We start from the raw sequence: 18,849 nt of genomic DNA, 5'->3' as shown, positions 1-18,849 counted from the left end.
TAAACAAATGATTTGTTGAATGAAGGAAGCTTTGTTATGTTAATGAAAGGTTGAATATATTTATAATAGAAGGAAAATGAAACCGTTTTACAGAAAACGATTGTGTGCAGTTATAGTAGAATTTCTCTTATTAAAATGTTGTAAATAGGGAATTCATGAATTGTTCATACTATTTTCTTTCGTTTTTGCTACAATATTGTAGAGGAGAGGAGTGAAACGATGCAGGATATTAATATCTTTTTAGCGTTCGGGGCTGGGTTTTTATCGTTTATTTCACCGTGTTGTTTACCACTTTACCCGGCGTTTTTATCGTACATAACAGGAATGTCAGTTTCAGAATTGAAAGAAGAAAATGCAATGCTTCGCAGAAGAAGTATGACACATACAGCGTTTTTCTTACTTGGATTTTCAATTGTGTTTATCGCGATTGGATTTAGTACAAGTTTTCTCGGATCGTTCTTCCAAGATTATAAAGATTTAATAAGACAGTTAGGTGCCATCTTTATTATTGCTTTTGGACTTGTCTTAATTGGTCTTTTTAAACCTACTTTTTTAATGCAAGATCGTAAATTCACGTTTAAAAGCCGGCCAAGTGGTTATATCGGATCTGTTTTAATAGGTTTGGCATTTGCTGCTGGTTGGACACCTTGTACAGGACCGATTTTAGTTTCTGTAATTGCTCTTGCTGCAACGAATCCAGAATCAGCAATGATATATATGATTGCTTATATATTGGGGTTTGCCATTCCATTTTTTATCCTATCATTTTTTATTACGAAAATGTCTTGGATTAAAAAACATAGCGGGGCATTTGTGAAAATCGGCGGATATATCATGATCATTATGGGGATATTCCTATACTTTAACTGGATGACAAAAATTATTGCATATTTCTCAAGTTTATTTGGTGGTTTCACCGGTTTTTAGTATTATCCTGTGAAAATGTTGGAAATACTAATAGAAAAGCATATAATAAAACTATATGTTTCATATTTCCACAAAAAAGGATGAGAAAGTATGAACTTAGTTCTTTTATCAAGTATTGTTGCCGTGTGTATGGCTGTTGGGGCGATGTTTATTCGTTTAAAAGCAGCAAAGAAACCGGCAACGTTGAAAAAAATTATACTCCCACCGTTTTTTATGAGTACAGGGGCACTGATGTATATCTTCCCAGAATTTCGATTAACACCAGCAGAAATATTAGAATCAATTGGTGTTGGTTTGTTTTTCTCCATTTTTCTTATTAAAACATCAAAATTTGAAGTGCGTGAACAAGACATTTATTTAAAGCGCTCAAAGGCATTTGTATTTATTTTAATCGGTTTGCTTGTTGTTCGTATCGGTTTTAAAACGTATTTAAGTCAATCACTTGATTTAGGACAATTAAGCGGTATGTTCTTCTTGCTTGCCTTTGCGATGATTATCTCTTGGCGTATCGCAATGTATCGTTCATTTACGAAATTGCAAAAGGAAATGAAAAAAGAAGACGGATTTTATAATGAAAAAGATATGAAGTTAACGTAAAAAACCTCAAGAGCCCTTGAGGTTTTTTACTTAGCCAGCAATGATTGGTAACGAGAATAATCAATTTGCTTTTCCTGTAGCTTTTTAACGAGAAATTTATGATCTCGCTTTGGTGTTGCAACAATATACCCTTTAATAATTAAATCTTCTGTTATTTTTGTAGCTCTTTCTTTTAAGGCAAGCTCTCCAATTTTACCGGCAATTTTAGAACGTGCGACATCGCGAAATAATTCAGGAACAGGACTGACCAGTTCTTCTAATAATTGCTTCTGTTTGTCATCCCATAAGTGACGTGTTTCATCAATATAGCGCTGTTCCCAATCTAAAATAGACATTCCATCTTCTTTTGGTAATCGTTTTAAGAATTTTCGGAACATAAAGTATCCACCAATCGACATAAGACCTAATAATATAACAGTCCAAATGACGATAAACCAACTAAACCATCCTTCAAGCAATCGTATACCCCCTTTACGATAGCAATTTTCCCTTTACTTGTATTATAAGCAGTGAGATTGATAGAAAGCAAGAACGCTTAGCCATTTTGGCCAAGCGTTGTGAATTAAACGAAGTATAGTTGCTCTACACGTAATATGTTATCTTCATCTTGTAAATATTCAATGATTAGTGTACCAACTTTACGATCTTTATCTTCAGTTGTAAAAACAGAATAAGAAGTAAAACGTTTTGTTGATAAGCCGCTAATATGTGTAGGAAGGACAATGTAGTCATTGTCGCGGAAGAAATTCATAAGTTCAACATCTTCAAAATGTTTTCGATCCACTTGTTTTTTAGTGTAGCGGCGTTGTAGTTGTTTTAAAGATGCGTTCCAAGAAATTACTTTTGTGTCGTATACCATTTGTTCTATCTCCTTACTATATGTAATCGTTAAGAACATATGTTCTATTTTAGTATACCTCTTTTACTATATAAATACAAATTAAAAAACCGACATAAAACCCTTCTTTTTAGGTGGGAGAGAGCATCCGGCCATGCATAGAAGCGGTCAGATCCTTTTCCTGCCCAGACATAGTGAAAACAAAGAGAGAAAACGAGTGCAGGTCACCTTTTGTTATCCATAGCCGTGGCTTATATATCGAAAAATCAAAATGGATTTATATAGAAAAGAGAAAGCAAAAAATAATGTAAGCTCGGAACTCCAAGCTTACATACAATACGTTCATGATAGTCTCTGTTTTTTATTATAAGCCAGATAGAAATAGGAAACAAGGTGGGAAGTATTTTGTTGATTGTTTGTAAAATTCTGTTTATTGTAAAATTGAGTGTTATCATAGTGGGAAAGGAATGATTGTAATGACGTATGTAATCTCACTTCAAGGGTTTATGGCAAGTGGAAAAACAACGCTAGCAAGGAGATTAGAACAGAGGGGAATATCAATTGTATATGAAAATCCTCATGCAATTATAGAAAAAAGAAGAAAATTGAATTTTGATATTTATACAAAAGAGGGGTTTATTACAAATCAAAAACTATTTATTGAGGCAAAAATAAAAGAATATCAGGATGTAGAGGGACGTATAGCAATATTTGATCGTGGTCCGGAAGATATTGAATTTTATACAATACATTTTCCAAAACTTATAGGAGTGGATTGGGATATTGAAAACGAACTAAAAAATGAATTAGATAAATTAAGAGAATGCCGTTCAAATGCAATTTTTTATTTGGATGTTTCTAAAAAGAGATTGCAAGAGAGAAAGGAGAAGGATAAAACGAGAAGGCGCAGTACATTTGAAGAGCAGCTAGAGTTAGTAGAAACTGAAAAACAGTGGTATAAACAATTTCCAGTTACATATGTGAATACTGATGAAGTGACAATAGAAAAAATCGAATTATATTTTATGCGATGGATGAAGGAGAAAAGAATATGAAAAAAATACCATTATTTGTATATCCGACGTTTGCTGAATTTGAGATTACTGTGGTAACAGCTTTGTTGAAGGAGTATTATACAATTGAAACAGTGGGATTAACAAAAGAGGTAGTTATAAGTGAAACGGGATTACAGGTGCAACCGCATTATGAATTAAGATTATGAGGCAATCATTATTCCTGTTGGGGACGTAATACATATTAAGGATTCAAAGCATTCGCTTTCCATCGTACGTCAATTTCATGAAAAAGAAAAGAAACAGAATAGTAGCATCCCTCTTGAACGCTATTTCCTCTGAAATTTCCAAATGTCTATTGTTGTCTATAAAAAAAGACCATATCATTTACATATGGCCTAAAAAATCTAATAAGTAAACATTGCTATCATAGTTGGTAGCCGTTCACGCTCACCAGGCGGTAACCTTGCGCAACTAAACTGTCAAACGTCTGCTGGTACTGGTCGGCCGTCAAGCCATGCCGAGCCTGCCATGCGGGACCACCTCGTTTTTCCCAAATAGCCGCGAAACGACTTCTACCATTACTACCATAGCCGCTTACTTGTATCAGCCGATAGCCTTGAGAGCTTAGTTCGTTGAACGTCCGTTGATATTGCTCTGCGGTCAGGCCGTGTCGGGCTTGCCATTCGGGACCGTCCCGTTTCTCCCAGATTGCAGCATAACGATCTTTGCCATCGTTTGTGTGACCACTAACGTAGATGAGCCTATAACCTTGAGACGTTAGTTCATTGAACGTCTGCTGATACTGTTCTGCAGTCAAACCATGCCGAGCTTGCCATTCGGGGCCATCCCGTTTCTCCCAGATCGCAGCATAGCGATCCTGCCCACCACTGCCATAGCCACTCACGCTCACCAGGCGGTAACCTTGTGCAACCAAACTGTTAAACGTCTGCTGGTACTGGTCGGCGGTCAGACCATGACGAGCCTGCCACGCAGGACCACCTCGTTTTTCCCAGATTGCAGCATAATAATCCTGCCCGTTCACGGTATAGCCACTTATGTGAATCAAGCGGTAGCCTTGCGCAACCAGTTCGTTAAACGTCCGCTGATATTGCTCTGCGGTCAGGCCATGTCGGGCTTGCCAGTCCGGGCCATCCCGTTTCTCCCAGATGGCCGTGTACAAGACATTATCTTGACGAAGGTTATCGTAATAATATTCTCCTTCATATAAAGGAGAAACCAGGTCATTACGATAATGGTAATAAGGTGAATAAGCATAATAGGCATTCATTGGATAAGCTGTTCGAACTTCATAGTAGGGGGGATAATATAAGTAAGGATAGACCGGGTAATACGGGGCACAAGTATAGTAATTCAATTTATCACATCCTTTCCATAATAAAGATATGATGGTATTGCTTGGATCGTGTCAGAGGGGGGGCAGGCACGAAAATAATTTGATAAAAAACAGGTTAAAATATCTGTTTTATTTAGTCCTTCATAGGCAAGTGATGCTTCAAATCTTTCTAGTAATCTTTCATCAATTCGAAAGTGAACATCCTACTCAACGCAGATGTGAATGGTTCCTATAACATATTGAAAAAAGTAGTTCCAAAGGCGTTTGCCAATGGAATAGAGGGGTTGTGCCATCAGGCAGCCGAGTCAACTCCACTCATGTTAAGCATCTGCCACAGATGATACACGAGAAACCCCCACTTCAAAATCCGAAGGAGATAAGTGGCGGGAGTTTTCATTCAAATTATTATAGTAAAAACCATTGACGATTTAACCGTTTTCATATATTCTTAAAGTAAGTAATATTCAAATAATTCAAAAGAAAAGAGAGAGTCACATGCTTCTTCAAGGAACACATCGAATTGGTCGCATGGCGATGTTGCTGGCACTTGCGGAGGAACAAGAAAGTCCGGTATTATCACTTCCAAAAGGTTGGAAGTATTGTACAGGGAAGGTCGGTTCTATGAATTCGCAAAAAGTTGTCGCAGCAATAGAAACAGCGGCTCGAAGCAACAATGTAATTGAAACAGATGTTTACAGAGAAACGCATGCACTTTATCATGCAATCATGGAAGCGTTGTACGGGGTAACGAGAGGTCAAATTCAGTTAGCAGACGTTCTTCGTACAGTAGGTCTTCGGTTTGCAATTGTGCGCGGCACACCATACGACGGTAAAAAAGAAGGCGAATGGATTGCTGTTGCACTTTATGGAACGATAGGTGCACCTGTAAAAGGATCTGAGCATGAGGCGATTGGTTTAGGAATTAATCACATATGATTTGCCCATAGTCTATTAGTTAGAAGGGGGCCTTGCTTTTTAGGACAGAAGTCTGTCTTAAAAAGGTAAGGCCTCCTTCTGTCTTTATAAGGAGGAAAAATAATGATTACGTTAACAGGACATTCATTAACAGTACAAGAAATGAAACGGTTGTTATTTAAAGGAGAAGGGGTAACGGCTTGCTCAACTAGCATGCAAAAAGTTGCGGAATGCCGTGAAGTTGTTGAAAAAATCGTAGAAGAGGGAAGAGTTGTCTACGGCATTACAACAGGGTTTGGAAAGTTTAGTGATGTACTCATTCAAAAGGATGATGTAAAAGCTCTGCAACACAATTTAATTCAATCGCATGCATGTGGCATTGGTGATCCTTTCCCGGAAGAAGTATCACGAGGAATGTTGATTTTACGTGCAAACACCATGCTAAAAGGTGTATCTGGTGTTCGTCCGCTTGTTGTAAATATGTTACTAGAATTTGTGAATCGTCAAATTCATCCAGTGATTCCACAGCAAGGTTCACTTGGTGCAAGTGGCGACTTGGCTCCGTTATCTCACCTGGCTCTTGTTCTATTAGGAGAAGGAGAAGTGTTCTATAAAGGGCAACGTGTTCATTCAATGGTAGCCCTTACGAAAGAAGGCTTAGAACCAATTACATTAGAAGCAAAAGAAGGTCTTGCGCTTATCAATGGAACGCAAGCAATGACGGCACAAGGGATTCTTGCATACCTAGAGGCTGAAGAAATTGCAAATCAATCAGAATTAATTGCTTCGATGACAATTGAAGGATTACGTGGCATCATTGATGCGTTTGATGAAAATGTTCATAGAGCTCGTGGTTATAAAGAGCAAGTAGAAGTTGCAAGTCGCATTCGTAATGTTCTTCAGGATAGTAAACTTGTTACAAAACAAGGAGAACTACGTGTACAAGATGCTTACTCGCTTCGCTGTATTCCGCAAGTACACGGTGCATCTTGGCAAGTTTTAAATTATGTAAAAGAAAAACTAGAGATTGAAATGAATGCAGCAACAGATAATCCACTTATTTTTGATGATGGAGAAAAAGTAATTTCCGGTGGTAATTTCCACGGTCAGCCAATTGCGTTTGCAATGGACTTTTTAAAGGTTGGAATGGCTGAGCTTGCAAATATTTCTGAGCGCCGTATTGAGCGTCTTGTGAATCCGCAGTTAAATGATTTACCACCATTTTTAAGTCCAGAGCCAGGTTTACAGTCTGGTGCGATGATTATGCAATATGCAGCAGCTTCACTTGTTTCAGAAAATAAGACGTTAGCACACCCAGCAAGCGTTGATTCTATTCCATCATCAGCAAACCAAGAAGATCACGTAAGTATGGGGACAATTGCATCACGTCATGCGTATCAAATTATTCAAAACGTAAGACGCGTTATTGCGATTGAAATGATTTGTGCGATGCAAGCGGCTGAATACCGTGGTATTGAAGAAATGAGTACAGTAACAAAAATCTTTTATCACCAAGGTCGCCAGCAAGTGCCTTCTATTACAAACGACCGCGTTTTCTCAACTGATATTGAAAATCTTGCGCACTGGTTAAAAACAAGTCATTGGACAATGGAACGCATTGATGTAAATGCAGCACTATAAAGGGAAAAGGGAGAGATTAGAATGGAAAACGTAAAACAAACAATTCGCGCGCCAAGAGGAACAGAACTACAAACAAAGGGCTGGGTACAAGAAGCAGCACTTCGTATGTTAATGAATAACTTAGATCCAGAAGTAGCTGAAAAACCAGAGGAGCTAGTTGTATATGGCGGTATTGGCCGTGCAGCTCGTAATTGGGATAGCTACCATGCAATTGTTGAGTCTTTGAAAACATTAGAGAGCGATGAGACGTTATTGGTTCAATCTGGGAAACCAGTTGCTATTTTTAAATCCCATGAAGATGCACCGCGTGTTCTTTTAGCAAACTCAAACTTAGTACCGAAATGGGCAAACTGGGAGCACTTCCGTGAACTTGAGAAAAAAGGCTTAATGATGTATGGCCAAATGACAGCGGGTAGCTGGATTTATATTGGAACACAAGGGATTTTACAAGGAACTTATGAAACGTTTGGTGAAGCAGCACGTCAGCACTTTGGTGGTTCATTAAAAGGTACATTAACACTAACTGCTGGTTTAGGCGGTATGGGTGGTGCACAACCACTTGCTGTAACGATGAATGGTGGTGTTGTCATTGCAATTGACGTCGATAAGCGTAGCATTGATCGCCGTATTGAAAAAAGATATTGTGATATGTACACAGAATCTTTAGAAGAGGCATTGGCTGTTGCGAAAGAATACAAAGAAAAGAAAGAGCCAATTTCAATTGGACTATTAGGAAATGCGGCAGAAATTTTACCAGAGTTAGTTAAGCGCGACTTTACACCAGACTTAGTAACAGATCAAACGTCTGCACATGATCCATTAAACGGTTATATTCCAGTCGGTTATTCATTAGAAGAAGCAGCAAAGCTTCGTGAAGAAGATCCAGAGCGCTACGTACAATTAGCAAAAGAAAGTATGACAAAACATGTAGAAGCAATGCTTGAGATGCAAAAGAAAGGCGCGATTACGTTTGATTACGGTAATAATATTCGCCAAGTTGCTTTTGATGAAGGGTTAAAAAACGCTTTTGATTTCCCAGGATTCGTTCCAGCATTTATTCGTCCATTATTCTGTGAAGGGAAAGGCCCATTCCGCTGGGTAGCACTTTCTGGCGATCCAGAAGACATTTATAAAACTGACGAAGTCATCTTACGCGAATTTGCAGATAATGAGCATTTATGTAACTGGATCCGTATGGCACGTCAGCAAGTTGAATTCCAGGGTCTTCCATCACGCATTTGTTGGCTAGGATACGGAGAACGTGCGAAATTCGGACGTATTATTAATGAAATGGTTGCTAGTGGTGAATTGTCAGCGCCAATCGTTATCGGTCGTGATCATTTAGATTGTGGTTCAGTAGCATCACCAAATCGTGAAACAGAAGCGATGAAAGACGGCAGTGACGCAGTAGCGGATTGGCCAATTTTAAATGCATTAATCAATAGTGTTAACGGTGCAAGCTGGGTATCTGTTCACCACGGGGGCGGAGTTGGTATGGGTTATTCACTTCATGCTGGAATGGTGATTGTTGCTGACGGAACAGAGGCAGCAGCAAAGCGTATTGAACGTGTATTAACTTCTGACCCTGGAATGGGTGTTGTTCGTCACGTTGATGCGGGCTATGACTTAGCGGTAGAGACAGCGAAAGAAAAAGGCGTTAACATTCCGATGATGAAATAAGGGGGAGAAAACATGCTAGACATTTTACTAACGAATATCGGTCAATTACTGACAATGGATCAAGAAGATGGCTTGTTAAGAAAGGAAGCGATGAATACGCTTCCTTTCATTGAAAATGGTGCGGTCGGAATTGAAAATGGTGTGATTGCTTTCGTTGGTACCGCGGAAGAAGCGAAAGAATTACAGGCGAAAGAAATCATTGATTGCCAAGGGAAAATGGTTTCACCAGGACTTGTTGATCCGCATACGCACCTTGTATTTGGTGGGTCTCGTGAAAACGAAATTGCCCTTAAGTTACAAGGGGTGCCATACTTAGAAATTTTAGAGCAAGGCGGCGGGATTTTATCGACTGTGAATGCAACGAAACAAGCGTCAAAAGAAGAACTTGTGCAAAAGGCGAAGTTCCATTTAGACCGCATGTTATCATTTGGTGTTACGACAGTGGAAGCGAAAAGCGGATACGGATTAGATGATGAAACAGAGTGGAAACAATTAGAGGCAGCAGCACAGCTGCAAAAAGAGCATCCAATTGACGTTGTTTCAACATTTTTAGGAGCGCATGCTGTTCCGAAAGAGTATAAAGGCAAGTCAAAAGAGTTTTTACAATGGATGTTAGATTTATTGCCAGAAATGAAAGAAAAACAATTAGCAGAGTTCGTTGATATTTTCTGTGAAACAGGCGTGTTCTCTGTTGCAGAATCAAAAGAGTTTTTATTAAAAGCGAAAGAACTTGGCTTTGATGTGAAAATTCACGCCGATGAAATCGACCCACTTGGCGGCGCGGAAGCAGCAGCAGAAATTGGAGCAGCATCTGCTGATCATTTAGTTGGCGCATCGGATAAAGGAATTGACATGCTCGCGAATTCAAATACAGTAGCAACGTTATTACCAGGAACAACTTTCTACTTAAATAAAGAAAGCTTTGCACGAGGTCGTAAAATGATTGATGAAGGTGTAGCAGTTGCATTAGCGACAGATTTTAACCCTGGTAGTTGTCCAACTGAAAATATTCAGCTGATAATGAGCATTGCGATGCTGAAGCTAAAAATGACACCTGAAGAAGTATGGAACGCAGTAACAGTAAACTCAGCGTACGCAATTAATCGCGGTGATGTTGCTGGGAAAATTCGTGTTGGACGTAAGGCAGACATCGTATTATGGGATGCATATAATTATGCCTATGTACCGTATCATTACGGTGTAAGCCATGTGAATACAGTATGGAAGCAAGGAAATATTGCATATACAAGAGGTGAAAAAGTGTGGAGCGTGACCACTATTTAAAGAAAAATGCAAAGTTTATCGACCGTGAAGTAACGAAATGGAGCGATATGATTAAGAATTGGGATGAGGGTGAAGAAATTTTCGGAGCAGCATTAATTGGTGCGCCGCTTTCGAAACCATCCATTAGTCATTCAGGTGCCTGTTTTGCACCGAAAACGATCCGGACAATGTTAGATGCATATAGTACGTATGCTATTACAGAAGAGCATGATATGAAAGAGAGTGTCTTGTATGATTGCGGTGATATTACGATGCATGTCACGGATATAAAAGAAAGTCATGCTCGCATTGCAAAGACGCTAGGAAATCTGACAAAGTTGAATCCACAAATGGTACCCATCGTACTTGGCGGTGACCATTCAATTAGCTTTCCAAGTATAAGTGGTTTTGCGAGTAGTAAAGGAAAGATTGGGATCATCCAATTTGATGCCCATCATGATTTACGTAACTTAGATGATGGCGGACCATCGAACGGAACACCATTTCGTAGTTTACTAGAGAATGATGTTATTACCGGAAAGCAACTTGTCCAAATTGGCATTCGCAACTTCTCGAATGCTCGTACGTATCATGAATATGCGAAAGAACATGGTGTAACGGTATATACGATACAACATGTTCGGGAACGTCTTATAAAAGATATTATTACAGAGAGTATTGAAAATCTGCGTAGGCAAGGGGTTACTGCTATTTATGTTTCTGTTGATATGGATGTGTTAGACCAAGCGTTTGCACCAGGTTGCCCGGCAATCGGTCCGGGGGGTATGGATAGCACGACATTACTTGATGCAATGACAGCGCTTGGGCAAGAACCTCTCGTTACAGGTATGGATATTGTGGAGATTGATCCAACACTTGATTTTCGTGATATGACAAGCCGGGTCGCTGCACAGGTTATTATGAGTTTTCTATTAGCAAGAGAAACGATTAGTAAGCAAGTTAGCATTTAACATAAAGAAGCCTCTTCATATTGATATGATCCCCTTATAGTAGACAGAGAAAAGAAAGCCTTATATCTGTCTACTATAAGGGGGATTTTTTTATGGGGAAAATTAGAAGAACATATGACGTATCATTCAAGAAAAAAGCGTCCTTATTTTGTATCAAAAGAAGCATATGTAGTTTCAAAAAATTACTTAAATCGAGATTTTAAAGCTTTACAGCTCAACGAAAAATGGGTAACGGATATTACTTATCTCATTTTCAAAGGAAAAAAATATATAAATACAAATTAAAAAACCGACATAAAGCCCTTCTTTTTAGGTGGGAGAGAGCATCCGGCCATGCATAGAAGCGGTCAGATCCTTTTCCTGCCCAGACATAGTGAAAACAAAGAGAGAAAACGAGTGCAGGTCACCTTTTGTTATCCATAGACGCGGCTTATATGTCGAAAAATCAAAATGGATTTATATATATTTGTCTACCATTAAAGATCTTTATAACAATGAAATTGTAGCTTACCATATTAGCCTTAAGATGCTAGAGGAAAGTAAAGTGGTAATATTGGATGTTTCAAAAAAATAATCGATAAATTATTATGTAATTCATGATATGCACAAAATAATATGGAATTCATATAATTTAGACTATATAAGATAAAAAGGAAGGGGTGTTTTTCCTGAATCAAGAAAACATTATCGAAGAGAGAAACACTTTAATCGGTCGTTTATTTACCTTAGGTGGGTCAGTATTTTTTTGACTGAATCATTGATTGCTGTAATTATTGCCTTTAATTCATATTGAAAAGCACTTGCTAATCAATAAACATTTCAACTACAAAGCTGAAATCACATATACTGTATTTTATAATGAGGAGAATAGAAAATGAATGTTTTTTTGAATAGAATGCATGTCCCTCACCTTATATTTCATCCTTTATACGGCAGTTACCCGATTGTGCACACTTATATAAAACCGATTTATTATCAATACGTACCAACAACTTCTGCTTCATCCTACTCAATGCATTCTGTACCAAGTAATCCTGTACACAATTCACTGCCTGGTGATAATGTATATGGAAGTCTTTTTTATAAACATTTCAATCATATAGTGAAAGCACAAATTTGGGATAGTTAAAAGAAGTTAGAAAAGTGATTTTCTAGCTTCTTTTTCATTTCGCTTTTAATGAAATTGTTGGAGTGGATAATTTAAATCCGCAAGAAGCAGAGGATGCATTGCAGGAAGGAAGCATTGATGTAGCTGTATTCGGTCGGCCGCTAATTGCAAATCCAGACTTTGTCTATCGTGTAAAGAATGGGAAATGTTTAGTCGAGTATGATGCGAAACAACATCTTGCTGAGCTGATATAATCGTTGACAGAAAAGGAGAGCGTGATGCTTCCTTTTTTTATGGTTTTCAGAAAAAATGGTGGTTCTGTTTTCAGTTGAATGTTTTGTTATGTACTGTAGTGACGTGATAGGGGATATACATAAATAAAAGGAAAGAACCGCTAGGGGGAAGCAAGCTGATGAGCCAAACACTGCTCGTAATCATAAGTGTATTATTGTTGTTAATAGTACTATTCATTACTTTTTTTGTAGTTACTTTCTTTATTAAGAAAAGGACACACCATTCGATTTTGAAACTTCATCCGTATTTGGGAAGAATGCGTTTTTTACTTGAAAAAATAGGTCCAGAATTTCGGCAATATTGGTTTGATCATGATACAGATGGAAAACCATTTTCTCGTTATGATTTTCAAAGTATTATGTTTCTAGCAAAATATCGATCTGAAGTTCTTGGATTTGGTTCAAAACGTAATTTTGATAAAGCAGGGTACTATATTTCTAACACTCTTTTTCCCGTACTTACTGAGGAATTAAATGTGAATCTTTCTATAGAGCGTCCCGCGAAGAAATATATTATTCATAAAGAAGGAGTGTTCTCTAGAAGAGAAAAACTCACAGTAGATCAAACAAATCTTTGGTTATACGAAGAAAATGATGCGATTGTAGTAGGTCCGAGTCGCAAATATCCATGGAAAGTAAACGGGATGTTTGGAGCATCAGCAACTTCTTACGGCGCAATTGGAGAAAATTATATTCTTTCAACTGGAAATGGAGCAAAAATGGCTGGTGGTTCATGGGTGAATACGGGGGAAGGTGGCGTGATTCCAGAGCATTTACAAACTGGAGCTGATATTATTGCACAAATAGGTCCAGGTTTGTTTGGTTATCGTGATGAAAACGGTAATTTTTCTATGGAAGAATTTATCGAAAAAGCAAAAGAGCCCAATATTAAAGCATTTGAATTGAAATTTGGGCAAGGTGCGAAAATACGTGGAGGTCATTTGGAAGGGAAAAAAGTGAATCAGAAAATAGCTGCTGTCAGAAAGGTGAAAGAAGGGGAGACGATAAATTCACCAAACCGTTTTGCCTTTTTGCATAATACAACAGAAGCGTTACTTTTTATTCAAGACTTACAGGAAAGTGGCGGTAAGCCAATAGGAATGAAATTAGTGATTGGACAACAAAAGCCATTGGAAGAGTTACTTCAAATGATGAAAGAATTAGATGTTTATCCGGATTTTATTACAATTGATGGCTCAGAAGGTGGTTCAGGTGCAACGTATAAATCAATGGCAGATAGTATGGGCATTCCACTCATGCCTGCTTTAATTACGTTTATTGACACAGCCTGCCGTTTTGAGGTTCGTGACAAGTTTAAAGTTTTTGCGTCTGGAAAGCTTGTAACCCCTGATAAAGTAGCGATTGCTTTAGCGATTGGTGCCGATGCGATAAATTCTGCACGTGGTTTTATGATGGCAAATGGTTGTATTATGGCACTTCAGTGTCATACCGGGCAGTGTCCTTCTGGAGTTGCGACAACAGATCCACGCTTTCAAAAAGCATTGGATCCCAATGAAAAACAATGGCGCGTGATGAACTATATTATTAGCATGCGATATAGTTTGTTTGCTTTAGCGGCAGCTGCAGGTGCAAAAAGTCCACGTCATTTAACAAGAGGTCATATTGTATTTAAAGATGAAGTAGGGAACATTATTCCATTATCGAAGTTATTCCCTGTTGTACCTTATGGGGAGAAAAAATGAGTAATTAATGGCGCGAAAAGCCTCTTGCAATATTGGCTGAAGTATTGCAAAGGATTAACGAAAAAACGGTTGATTTTAATCATCCGTTTTTTCCGAAAGAATAGGTAACCGAATGTCTACAGTGGTTCCTTTATTTAATTCACTTGCGATTTGTAATTTGCCACCATGTTCCTCAATAATTTTATAGCACATCATTAAACCGAGTCCTGTTCCTTTTTCCTTTAAACTATAAAAAGGTTCGCCTAAACGGGAGATTCGATCTTGTGGTATACCACAGCCTTCATCTGAAATACGCACTAACACAAAATTGTCTTCTACGTGCATTGTTTGAATGAAAATATTTCCTCCATAAGGCATTGCTTCTATTGCGTTTTTTAATATATTTATAAATACTTGTTTTAATTGATTTCCATCACATTGAATTGTCGGTAGTGTTGGTGCATGATCCATAATAATATGTGCGCTATGCATAATCGCTGTTGGTAAAATAAATGTTACCACTTCTTCAATTAATGACTGAATTTGACAGGATTGTATAGATAAAGCCTGTGGTTTAGACATTGCCATAAATTGATTCGTAATAGATTCCATTTGGGAAATTTCACTTAACATGACATCGACATACCATTTGTTATTTTTGCTAATATCAGGTTCTAATAATGTTAGAAATCCTTTTAAAGAAGTTAATGGATTTCGTATTTCATGAGCAATTCCCGCTGTTAGCTGTCCAACAACTGCCAGTTTTTCAGATTTCCGTAATAGTTCCTCGGTCTTCTTTAAATCTGTAACATCGCGCCCCATAATGACGATCCCTTTCCGTGATCCATCAGGATGAAAAAGAGGGACTTTTATTATATCAAGAATGAGAGGCGTAGAACTAGCATGTATAATAATTTCTTCACCACGTATACTCTCTTTGTTCTCCCATGCGAATTCATCAGATTTTTCACAGTATAAGAAAGAATTCCGATAGGATTCGTTATATTGGATTAATTCACTATCTTTTTTTCCACGATAGGGCACATTTTCAAAGCCTAAACTGGAAACTGCGTAGTCATTTGCTTCTAACCATCGACCTTTATGATCTTTAAATAACACAAAAGCTGGCATGGAGTTTAGTAAAGTACGTAAACGTTTTTCACTTTCTTGTAACATTTTTTCGATTTGCTCTGATTTTTCCAGATGTTTCATAATCGCATAAATACCTATAATTTGATTATTTACATAAATAGGAACAAATTTTGTGACTACGTCAATTTGATAGCCATCCTTATGATTGATAGAAAGTATGTATTCTTGTTGGTTATCAATTACTGCGTTTTTAATATATTGTAATACTTGGTCGTAACTGTGTGTTAACACAAAAGATTTTATTGTTTTTCCTTCTAGTGCTTTCGTAGAATATCCTAATATTTTTTCAGCAGAAGGATTTACATGTAATATGTTCCCTTGTAAGTCAAATGAAATAATACTATCAGGATTATATTCAAAAAGAGAAGCATACATTTCTTTTAAAGATTGGTTTTGTTTCATAATGTTTTTTTGTATATGATCTCGGGAACGACGGTGAATAACTGAACGATCACTTTTTTTTATGGATGATAACTTTTTCCTACTCATAACTTTTCCTCCGTACAACTAACATCTAAAAAAGATTCACTGTAATCTATTATAGACATATTATATGAAATGCGTTATACATTTTTTTAAAAAGCTACTGTTGTAGAATATATTTTCGCTTTATTTTGTTTTTTAAATCTTAATATATAAATCCATCTTGATTTTTCGATATATAGCCGCGGCTATGGATAACAAAAGGTGACCTGCACTCGTTTTCTCTCTTTGTTTTCACTATGTCTGGGCAGGAAAAGGATCTGACCGCTTCTATGCATGGCCGGATGCTCTCTCCCACCTAAAAAGAAGGGGTTTATGTCGGTTTGTTAATTTGTATTTATATAACTTAAAGGATAGATAAATAAATGTAAGGGTTGTTTTAAACAGAATTGACGTGGTCGTTGGGATGTAGTAATTATATGTATCTTAAACTTTCACTTTTCTTATAAACTTCTATAAGAATTACATAAGTTGCTTATGAAGCAACCTTATATACAATAAAGATATAAAAGGGGGAGATGATTATGTCATTTCATATTCAAGGAATTGATCACGTACAAGTTGCAGCACCAGCAGGCTGTGAAGAAAAGGCAAGGGAGTTTTATGGACACAAGATTGGTCTAGAAGAAATTCCAAAACCAGAAGAGTTACGAAAGCGCGGGGGATGCTGGTTTCGCTGTGGAAATCAAGAAATCCACATAGGAGTAGAGCAGAATTTTTCTCCAGCTAAAAAAGCGCACCCAGCCTTTTACGTTCAACAGATTGAAGAATTTAAAGCCGCTTTAATTCAAAAGGAAGTTCAAGTTATAGATGATAAAGCTCGTCCAGATGTATTACGGTTTTACGTATTTGATCCATTTGGAAACAGAATTGAATTTATGGAGTATAAATAAAGTGAAACTTTAATCAGTGAGGGTTTCTTCATCTCCCACTGATTATTAGCCCTCACCAATCGGGTTTTTACGAGCAGTTTATCTCCCACCTAACTTCTTTGCTTTCGCTAAATTTTGAGGTGGGAGTATTACTGCCTGCAAATAGCGGGATAAATGGTGTTTTGTGGTCTATTGGTATCGAATCAAAAAATTGATGGAGCGATAAGAAGGGTTTTGAGTTGGCTTCTAGTAAATAAAAACACTAGGTGGATTATACCTAGTGTTTTAAACTTTTCTAAATAACCCCAATACTTCAACGGTTTCTGTAATATTGACAAATGCCTGCGGGTCAATTTCAGAAATTGTTAATTTCATGCCAGCAAGCTCTTCGCGTGAAACAACGGTCATAAGTACACGTTTTTTCTCACTTGAATAGGCGCCTTCACCATCAAGGAGTGTAATCCCACGTATAACGGTTGATAGGAGTTGCTTTTTCATTTCTTCAGCATGGTTTGTTACAATCATAAGTGTTACTTTACGATGTTTTGTATGAATGGCATCAATTACTTTTCCTGTTACATAGATGGATAGTAAACTTGTTAATGCTACATCCCAGTTAAAGAAAAATCCAGCAATGACAACAACCACTGTATTTAAAATAATAAGAAATCCACCAAGTTTAATATCTTTTTTGCGAGATAATAACATACCAATGATATCAAAGCCACCTGTTGACCCACCACAGTTAAATACAAGGCCGATTCCAGCACCAGCAATTACGCCTCCAAATAATGAAGAAAGAAGCGGATCAGTTGCGACTATTTTTACAGGAATCCAGTACAGTGCAGCAGATAATACAATGACAGAAACAATCGTATTAAAAATTACTTTTTTTCCAAGTCCTATGTACCCTAAAATAAGAATAGGTAAGTTTAAAGCAAAGTTAATAATACCTGTGTTTATAGGAGTTGCAATGCCCAAGATAATAGCAATTCCGCCTATTCCACTGCTTAAAATCTTGTGGGGAATAAGGAAAAGATTAAAGGAAATTGCTATAATGATAGAACCAATGATAATGCCGAAAAATCTGACCATCTTTTTCCCGTCCTTCACTAAAAAATCATATTATTTCAAGATTATATATGAAATTGTGAGATTTGCGGGAAAACAGTTTATTTTGGAAAATTAGATTAGTCCAAAAAATGAAATCGGTTTCTGGAGTTGTGAAAAAGGAGTGAAATCATGCAAACTGTAACGTTTCAGCAAAAAAGTCCCACAAAAAAAGAATGTGAAGATGCACTCATTCGCAATGAAGGATTAAAAGTATACGGTGTATGCGATGGAGCAACACCACTTGTACCATTTCAAGATGAGAATGGTCATAATGGAGCTTACCTTGCCTCTCATTTGTTTAAACAGTATTTTGAATCACTTGAAGGAATAGAAGGGTTACAAAAGGAAATTGCAAATGTGAATCGAATATTACAAGAAAAAATGAAAGCTTACGATGTTGATATAACAAAAAAAGAACAGCTTTGGAGTACGTGTATCGCAGTGGTGCATATAACAGATGAAACAATTCAATACGCACAGCTCGGAGATTGTATGATTGTTGCTACATTTCGTGATGGAACAGTGCAGGTATTGACGAAAGACACAGTGAAAGGAATTAGTAGGCGGGCAAAGAAGAAACGTGAAGAAGATCGGAAAAATAGCCTGTCTGTACCGGGTGAACATGTATTTAACGATATACGTGAACAACTCATGTACAATCGGTATTTAGCAAATATGCCAAATGGTTATTCGGTTGCAAACGGGATGCCAGAAGCGGTTGCACTTATTCAGCAAGGAACATTGCCTCGTGCAGAAGTTACTGACATATTTATTTGTTCTGATGGACTATTTCATCCAGATTGGTCACTTGTACAAACAGCGCAATATATGATGGAAAAGGGTGCGGCGGCTTACGTTAATATAATAGAAGAACTAGAACAGAAAAAATGGATTCGTCCAGATGATAAAACAGTAATTATGATTCATATGTAAAGGAGGAATCA

The 18,849-nt window shown here is 37.4% G+C and carries 17 protein-coding genes and 3 pseudogenes; 14 read left to right on the top strand and 6 right to left on the bottom strand.

All coding sequences use genetic code 11. The features are described from left to right. Window positions 1–219: 219 nt before the first annotated feature. Together QRE67_RS16470 and QRE67_RS16465 are read left to right on the top strand one after the other, a co-directional pair. The gene (locus QRE67_RS16470; RefSeq protein WP_286121258.1) at window positions 220–927 is read left to right on the top strand and encodes a cytochrome c biogenesis CcdA family protein; all 708 of its coding nucleotides are present in this window, start codon (window positions 220–222) and stop codon (window positions 925–927) included. Between the two features lie 90 nt (window positions 928–1,017). After that, window positions 1,018–1,524 carry a CcdC family protein gene (locus QRE67_RS16465; protein ID WP_286121257.1) on the top strand — a complete coding sequence of 169 codons (507 nt, stop codon included), beginning with the start codon at window positions 1,018–1,020 and terminating at the stop codon, window positions 1,522–1,524. A gap of 26 nt (window positions 1,525–1,550) precedes the next feature. Here the strand turns inward: QRE67_RS16465 and QRE67_RS16460 are convergent, their stop codons facing one another. Together QRE67_RS16460 and QRE67_RS16455 are read right to left on the bottom strand one after the other, a co-directional pair. Continuing rightward, on the bottom strand, window positions 1,551–1,982 hold the full coding sequence (locus QRE67_RS16460; RefSeq protein WP_286121255.1) for a DUF2621 domain-containing protein: 432 nt from the start codon (window positions 1,980–1,982) through the stop codon (window positions 1,551–1,553). 104 nt (window positions 1,983–2,086) lie between these two features. Continuing rightward, window positions 2,087–2,383, bottom strand: coding sequence for a hypothetical protein (locus tag QRE67_RS16455; RefSeq protein ID WP_286121253.1), 297 nt, complete (start codon window positions 2,381–2,383; stop codon window positions 2,087–2,089). Window positions 2,384–2,838: 455 nt separating this feature from the next. On the opposite strand from QRE67_RS16455, the gene QRE67_RS16450 reads away from it, so the two are divergent. After that, window positions 2,839–3,417 (top strand): AAA family ATPase, encoded by a 579-nt coding sequence (locus tag QRE67_RS16450; RefSeq protein WP_286121252.1) that lies wholly within the window; start codon window positions 2,839–2,841, stop codon window positions 3,415–3,417. Beyond that, window positions 3,414–3,675 (top strand): annotated as a pseudogene (locus tag QRE67_RS16445) (DJ-1/PfpI family protein); the annotation flags it as partial. The gene QRE67_RS16450 and the pseudogene QRE67_RS16445, both read left to right, overlap by 4 nt. A 127-nt stretch (window positions 3,676–3,802) precedes the next feature. Here the strand turns inward: QRE67_RS16445 and QRE67_RS16440 are convergent. Further along, window positions 3,803–4,753 (bottom strand): hypothetical protein, encoded by a 951-nt coding sequence (locus QRE67_RS16440; protein ID WP_286121250.1) that lies wholly within the window; start codon window positions 4,751–4,753, stop codon window positions 3,803–3,805. Between the two features lie 92 nt (window positions 4,754–4,845). Further along, window positions 4,846–4,920 (bottom strand): annotated as a pseudogene (locus QRE67_RS16435) (methyltransferase); the annotation flags it as partial. Between the two features lie 307 nt (window positions 4,921–5,227). On the opposite strand from QRE67_RS16435, the gene hutP reads away from it, so the two are divergent. The 8 genes and pseudogenes from hutP to QRE67_RS16395 all read left to right on the top strand — a co-directional run bounded on the left by hutP (window position 5,228) and on the right by QRE67_RS16395 (window position 14,306). After that, a complete protein-coding gene (hutP, locus tag QRE67_RS16430; protein ID WP_286121248.1) occupies window positions 5,228–5,668 on the top strand; it encodes a histidine utilization transcription antiterminator HutP in 441 nt (146 codons plus the stop codon). Window positions 5,669–5,770: 102 nt separating this feature from the next. Continuing rightward, window positions 5,771–7,288, top strand: a complete 1,518-nt coding sequence (gene hutH, locus QRE67_RS16425; protein WP_286121247.1) for a histidine ammonia-lyase — start codon at window positions 5,771–5,773, stop codon at window positions 7,286–7,288. A 21-nt stretch (window positions 7,289–7,309) separates the two neighbouring features. Then, window positions 7,310–8,968, top strand: a complete 1,659-nt coding sequence (gene hutU, locus QRE67_RS16420; protein WP_286121245.1) for a urocanate hydratase — start codon at window positions 7,310–7,312, stop codon at window positions 8,966–8,968. A 12-nt stretch (window positions 8,969–8,980) separates the two neighbouring features. Continuing rightward, window positions 8,981–10,252: an imidazolonepropionase gene (hutI, locus tag QRE67_RS16415; RefSeq protein WP_286121244.1), complete on the top strand. Its 1,272-nt coding sequence runs from the start codon at window positions 8,981–8,983 to the stop codon at window positions 10,250–10,252. Then, window positions 10,231–11,202, top strand: a complete 972-nt coding sequence (gene hutG, locus QRE67_RS16410; RefSeq protein WP_286121243.1) for a formimidoylglutamase — start codon at window positions 10,231–10,233, stop codon at window positions 11,200–11,202. Before hutI ends, hutG begins: the two co-directional genes overlap by 22 nt. Window positions 11,203–12,076: 874 nt before the next feature. Then, complete coding sequence (locus QRE67_RS16405) at window positions 12,077–12,331, top strand: hypothetical protein (RefSeq protein WP_286121242.1); 255 nt, start codon at window positions 12,077–12,079, stop codon at window positions 12,329–12,331. A 53-nt stretch (window positions 12,332–12,384) separates the two neighbouring features. Beyond that, window positions 12,385–12,564, top strand: a pseudogene (locus tag QRE67_RS16400) (alkene reductase); the annotation flags it as partial. Between the two features lie 158 nt (window positions 12,565–12,722). Then, complete coding sequence (locus QRE67_RS16395) at window positions 12,723–14,306, top strand: FMN-binding glutamate synthase family protein (protein ID WP_286121241.1); 1,584 nt, start codon at window positions 12,723–12,725, stop codon at window positions 14,304–14,306. A gap of 75 nt (window positions 14,307–14,381) precedes the next feature. On the opposite strand, the gene QRE67_RS16390 is transcribed toward QRE67_RS16395, so the two are convergent. Further along, complete coding sequence (locus QRE67_RS16390) at window positions 14,382–15,926, bottom strand: PAS domain-containing sensor histidine kinase (protein ID WP_286121240.1); 1,545 nt, start codon at window positions 15,924–15,926, stop codon at window positions 14,382–14,384. Between the two features lie 518 nt (window positions 15,927–16,444). On the opposite strand from QRE67_RS16390, the gene QRE67_RS16385 reads away from it, so the two are divergent. Further along, window positions 16,445–16,813 carry a VOC family protein gene (locus tag QRE67_RS16385; RefSeq protein ID WP_286121239.1) on the top strand — a complete coding sequence of 123 codons (369 nt, stop codon included), beginning with the start codon at window positions 16,445–16,447 and terminating at the stop codon, window positions 16,811–16,813. A 264-nt stretch (window positions 16,814–17,077) separates the two neighbouring features. Here the strand turns inward: QRE67_RS16385 and QRE67_RS16380 are convergent, their stop codons facing one another. Further along, window positions 17,078–17,887 (bottom strand): YitT family protein, encoded by an 810-nt coding sequence (locus QRE67_RS16380; protein ID WP_286121237.1) that lies wholly within the window; start codon window positions 17,885–17,887, stop codon window positions 17,078–17,080. Window positions 17,888–18,034: 147 nt separating this feature from the next. Between QRE67_RS16380 and QRE67_RS16375 the strand changes: the two genes are divergently transcribed. After that, window positions 18,035–18,838, top strand: coding sequence for a protein phosphatase 2C domain-containing protein (locus tag QRE67_RS16375; RefSeq protein WP_286121236.1), 804 nt, complete (start codon window positions 18,035–18,037; stop codon window positions 18,836–18,838). Window positions 18,839–18,849 lie beyond the last annotated feature (11 nt).

The sequence above is a fragment of the Bacillus sp. DX3.1 genome (genome assembly GCF_030292155.1).
Taxonomy (GTDB): domain Bacteria; phylum Bacillota; class Bacilli; order Bacillales; family Bacillaceae_G; genus Bacillus_A.
This window is presented reverse-complemented; position numbering and strand designations above follow the sequence as displayed.

Coding starts and splice junctions, on each gene's coding strand:
- QRE67_RS16385 (WP_286121239.1), top strand. CDS start 16,445: ATGTCATTTCATATTCAAGGAATTGATCACGTACAAGTTGCAGCACCA.
- hutU (WP_286121245.1), top strand. CDS start 7,310: ATGGAAAACGTAAAACAAACAATTCGCGCGCCAAGAGGAACAGAACTA.
- QRE67_RS16465 (WP_286121257.1), top strand. CDS start 1,018: ATGAACTTAGTTCTTTTATCAAGTATTGTTGCCGTGTGTATGGCTGTT.
- QRE67_RS16390 (WP_286121240.1), bottom strand. CDS start 15,926: ATGAGTAGGAAAAAGTTATCATCCATAAAAAAAAGTGATCGTTCAGTT.
- QRE67_RS16405 (WP_286121242.1), top strand. CDS start 12,077: ATGAATGTTTTTTTGAATAGAATGCATGTCCCTCACCTTATATTTCAT.
- QRE67_RS16380 (WP_286121237.1), bottom strand. CDS start 17,887: ATGGTCAGATTTTTCGGCATTATCATTGGTTCTATCATTATAGCAATT.
- hutH (WP_286121247.1), top strand. CDS start 5,771: ATGATTACGTTAACAGGACATTCATTAACAGTACAAGAAATGAAACGG.
- QRE67_RS16450 (WP_286121252.1), top strand. CDS start 2,839: ATGACGTATGTAATCTCACTTCAAGGGTTTATGGCAAGTGGAAAAACA.
- QRE67_RS16395 (WP_286121241.1), top strand. CDS start 12,723: ATGAGCCAAACACTGCTCGTAATCATAAGTGTATTATTGTTGTTAATA.
- hutI (WP_286121244.1), top strand. CDS start 8,981: ATGCTAGACATTTTACTAACGAATATCGGTCAATTACTGACAATGGAT.
- hutP (WP_286121248.1), top strand. CDS start 5,228: ATGCTTCTTCAAGGAACACATCGAATTGGTCGCATGGCGATGTTGCTG.
- QRE67_RS16375 (WP_286121236.1), top strand. CDS start 18,035: ATGCAAACTGTAACGTTTCAGCAAAAAAGTCCCACAAAAAAAGAATGT.
- QRE67_RS16470 (WP_286121258.1), top strand. CDS start 220: ATGCAGGATATTAATATCTTTTTAGCGTTCGGGGCTGGGTTTTTATCG.
- QRE67_RS16455 (WP_286121253.1), bottom strand. CDS start 2,383: ATGGTATACGACACAAAAGTAATTTCTTGGAACGCATCTTTAAAACAA.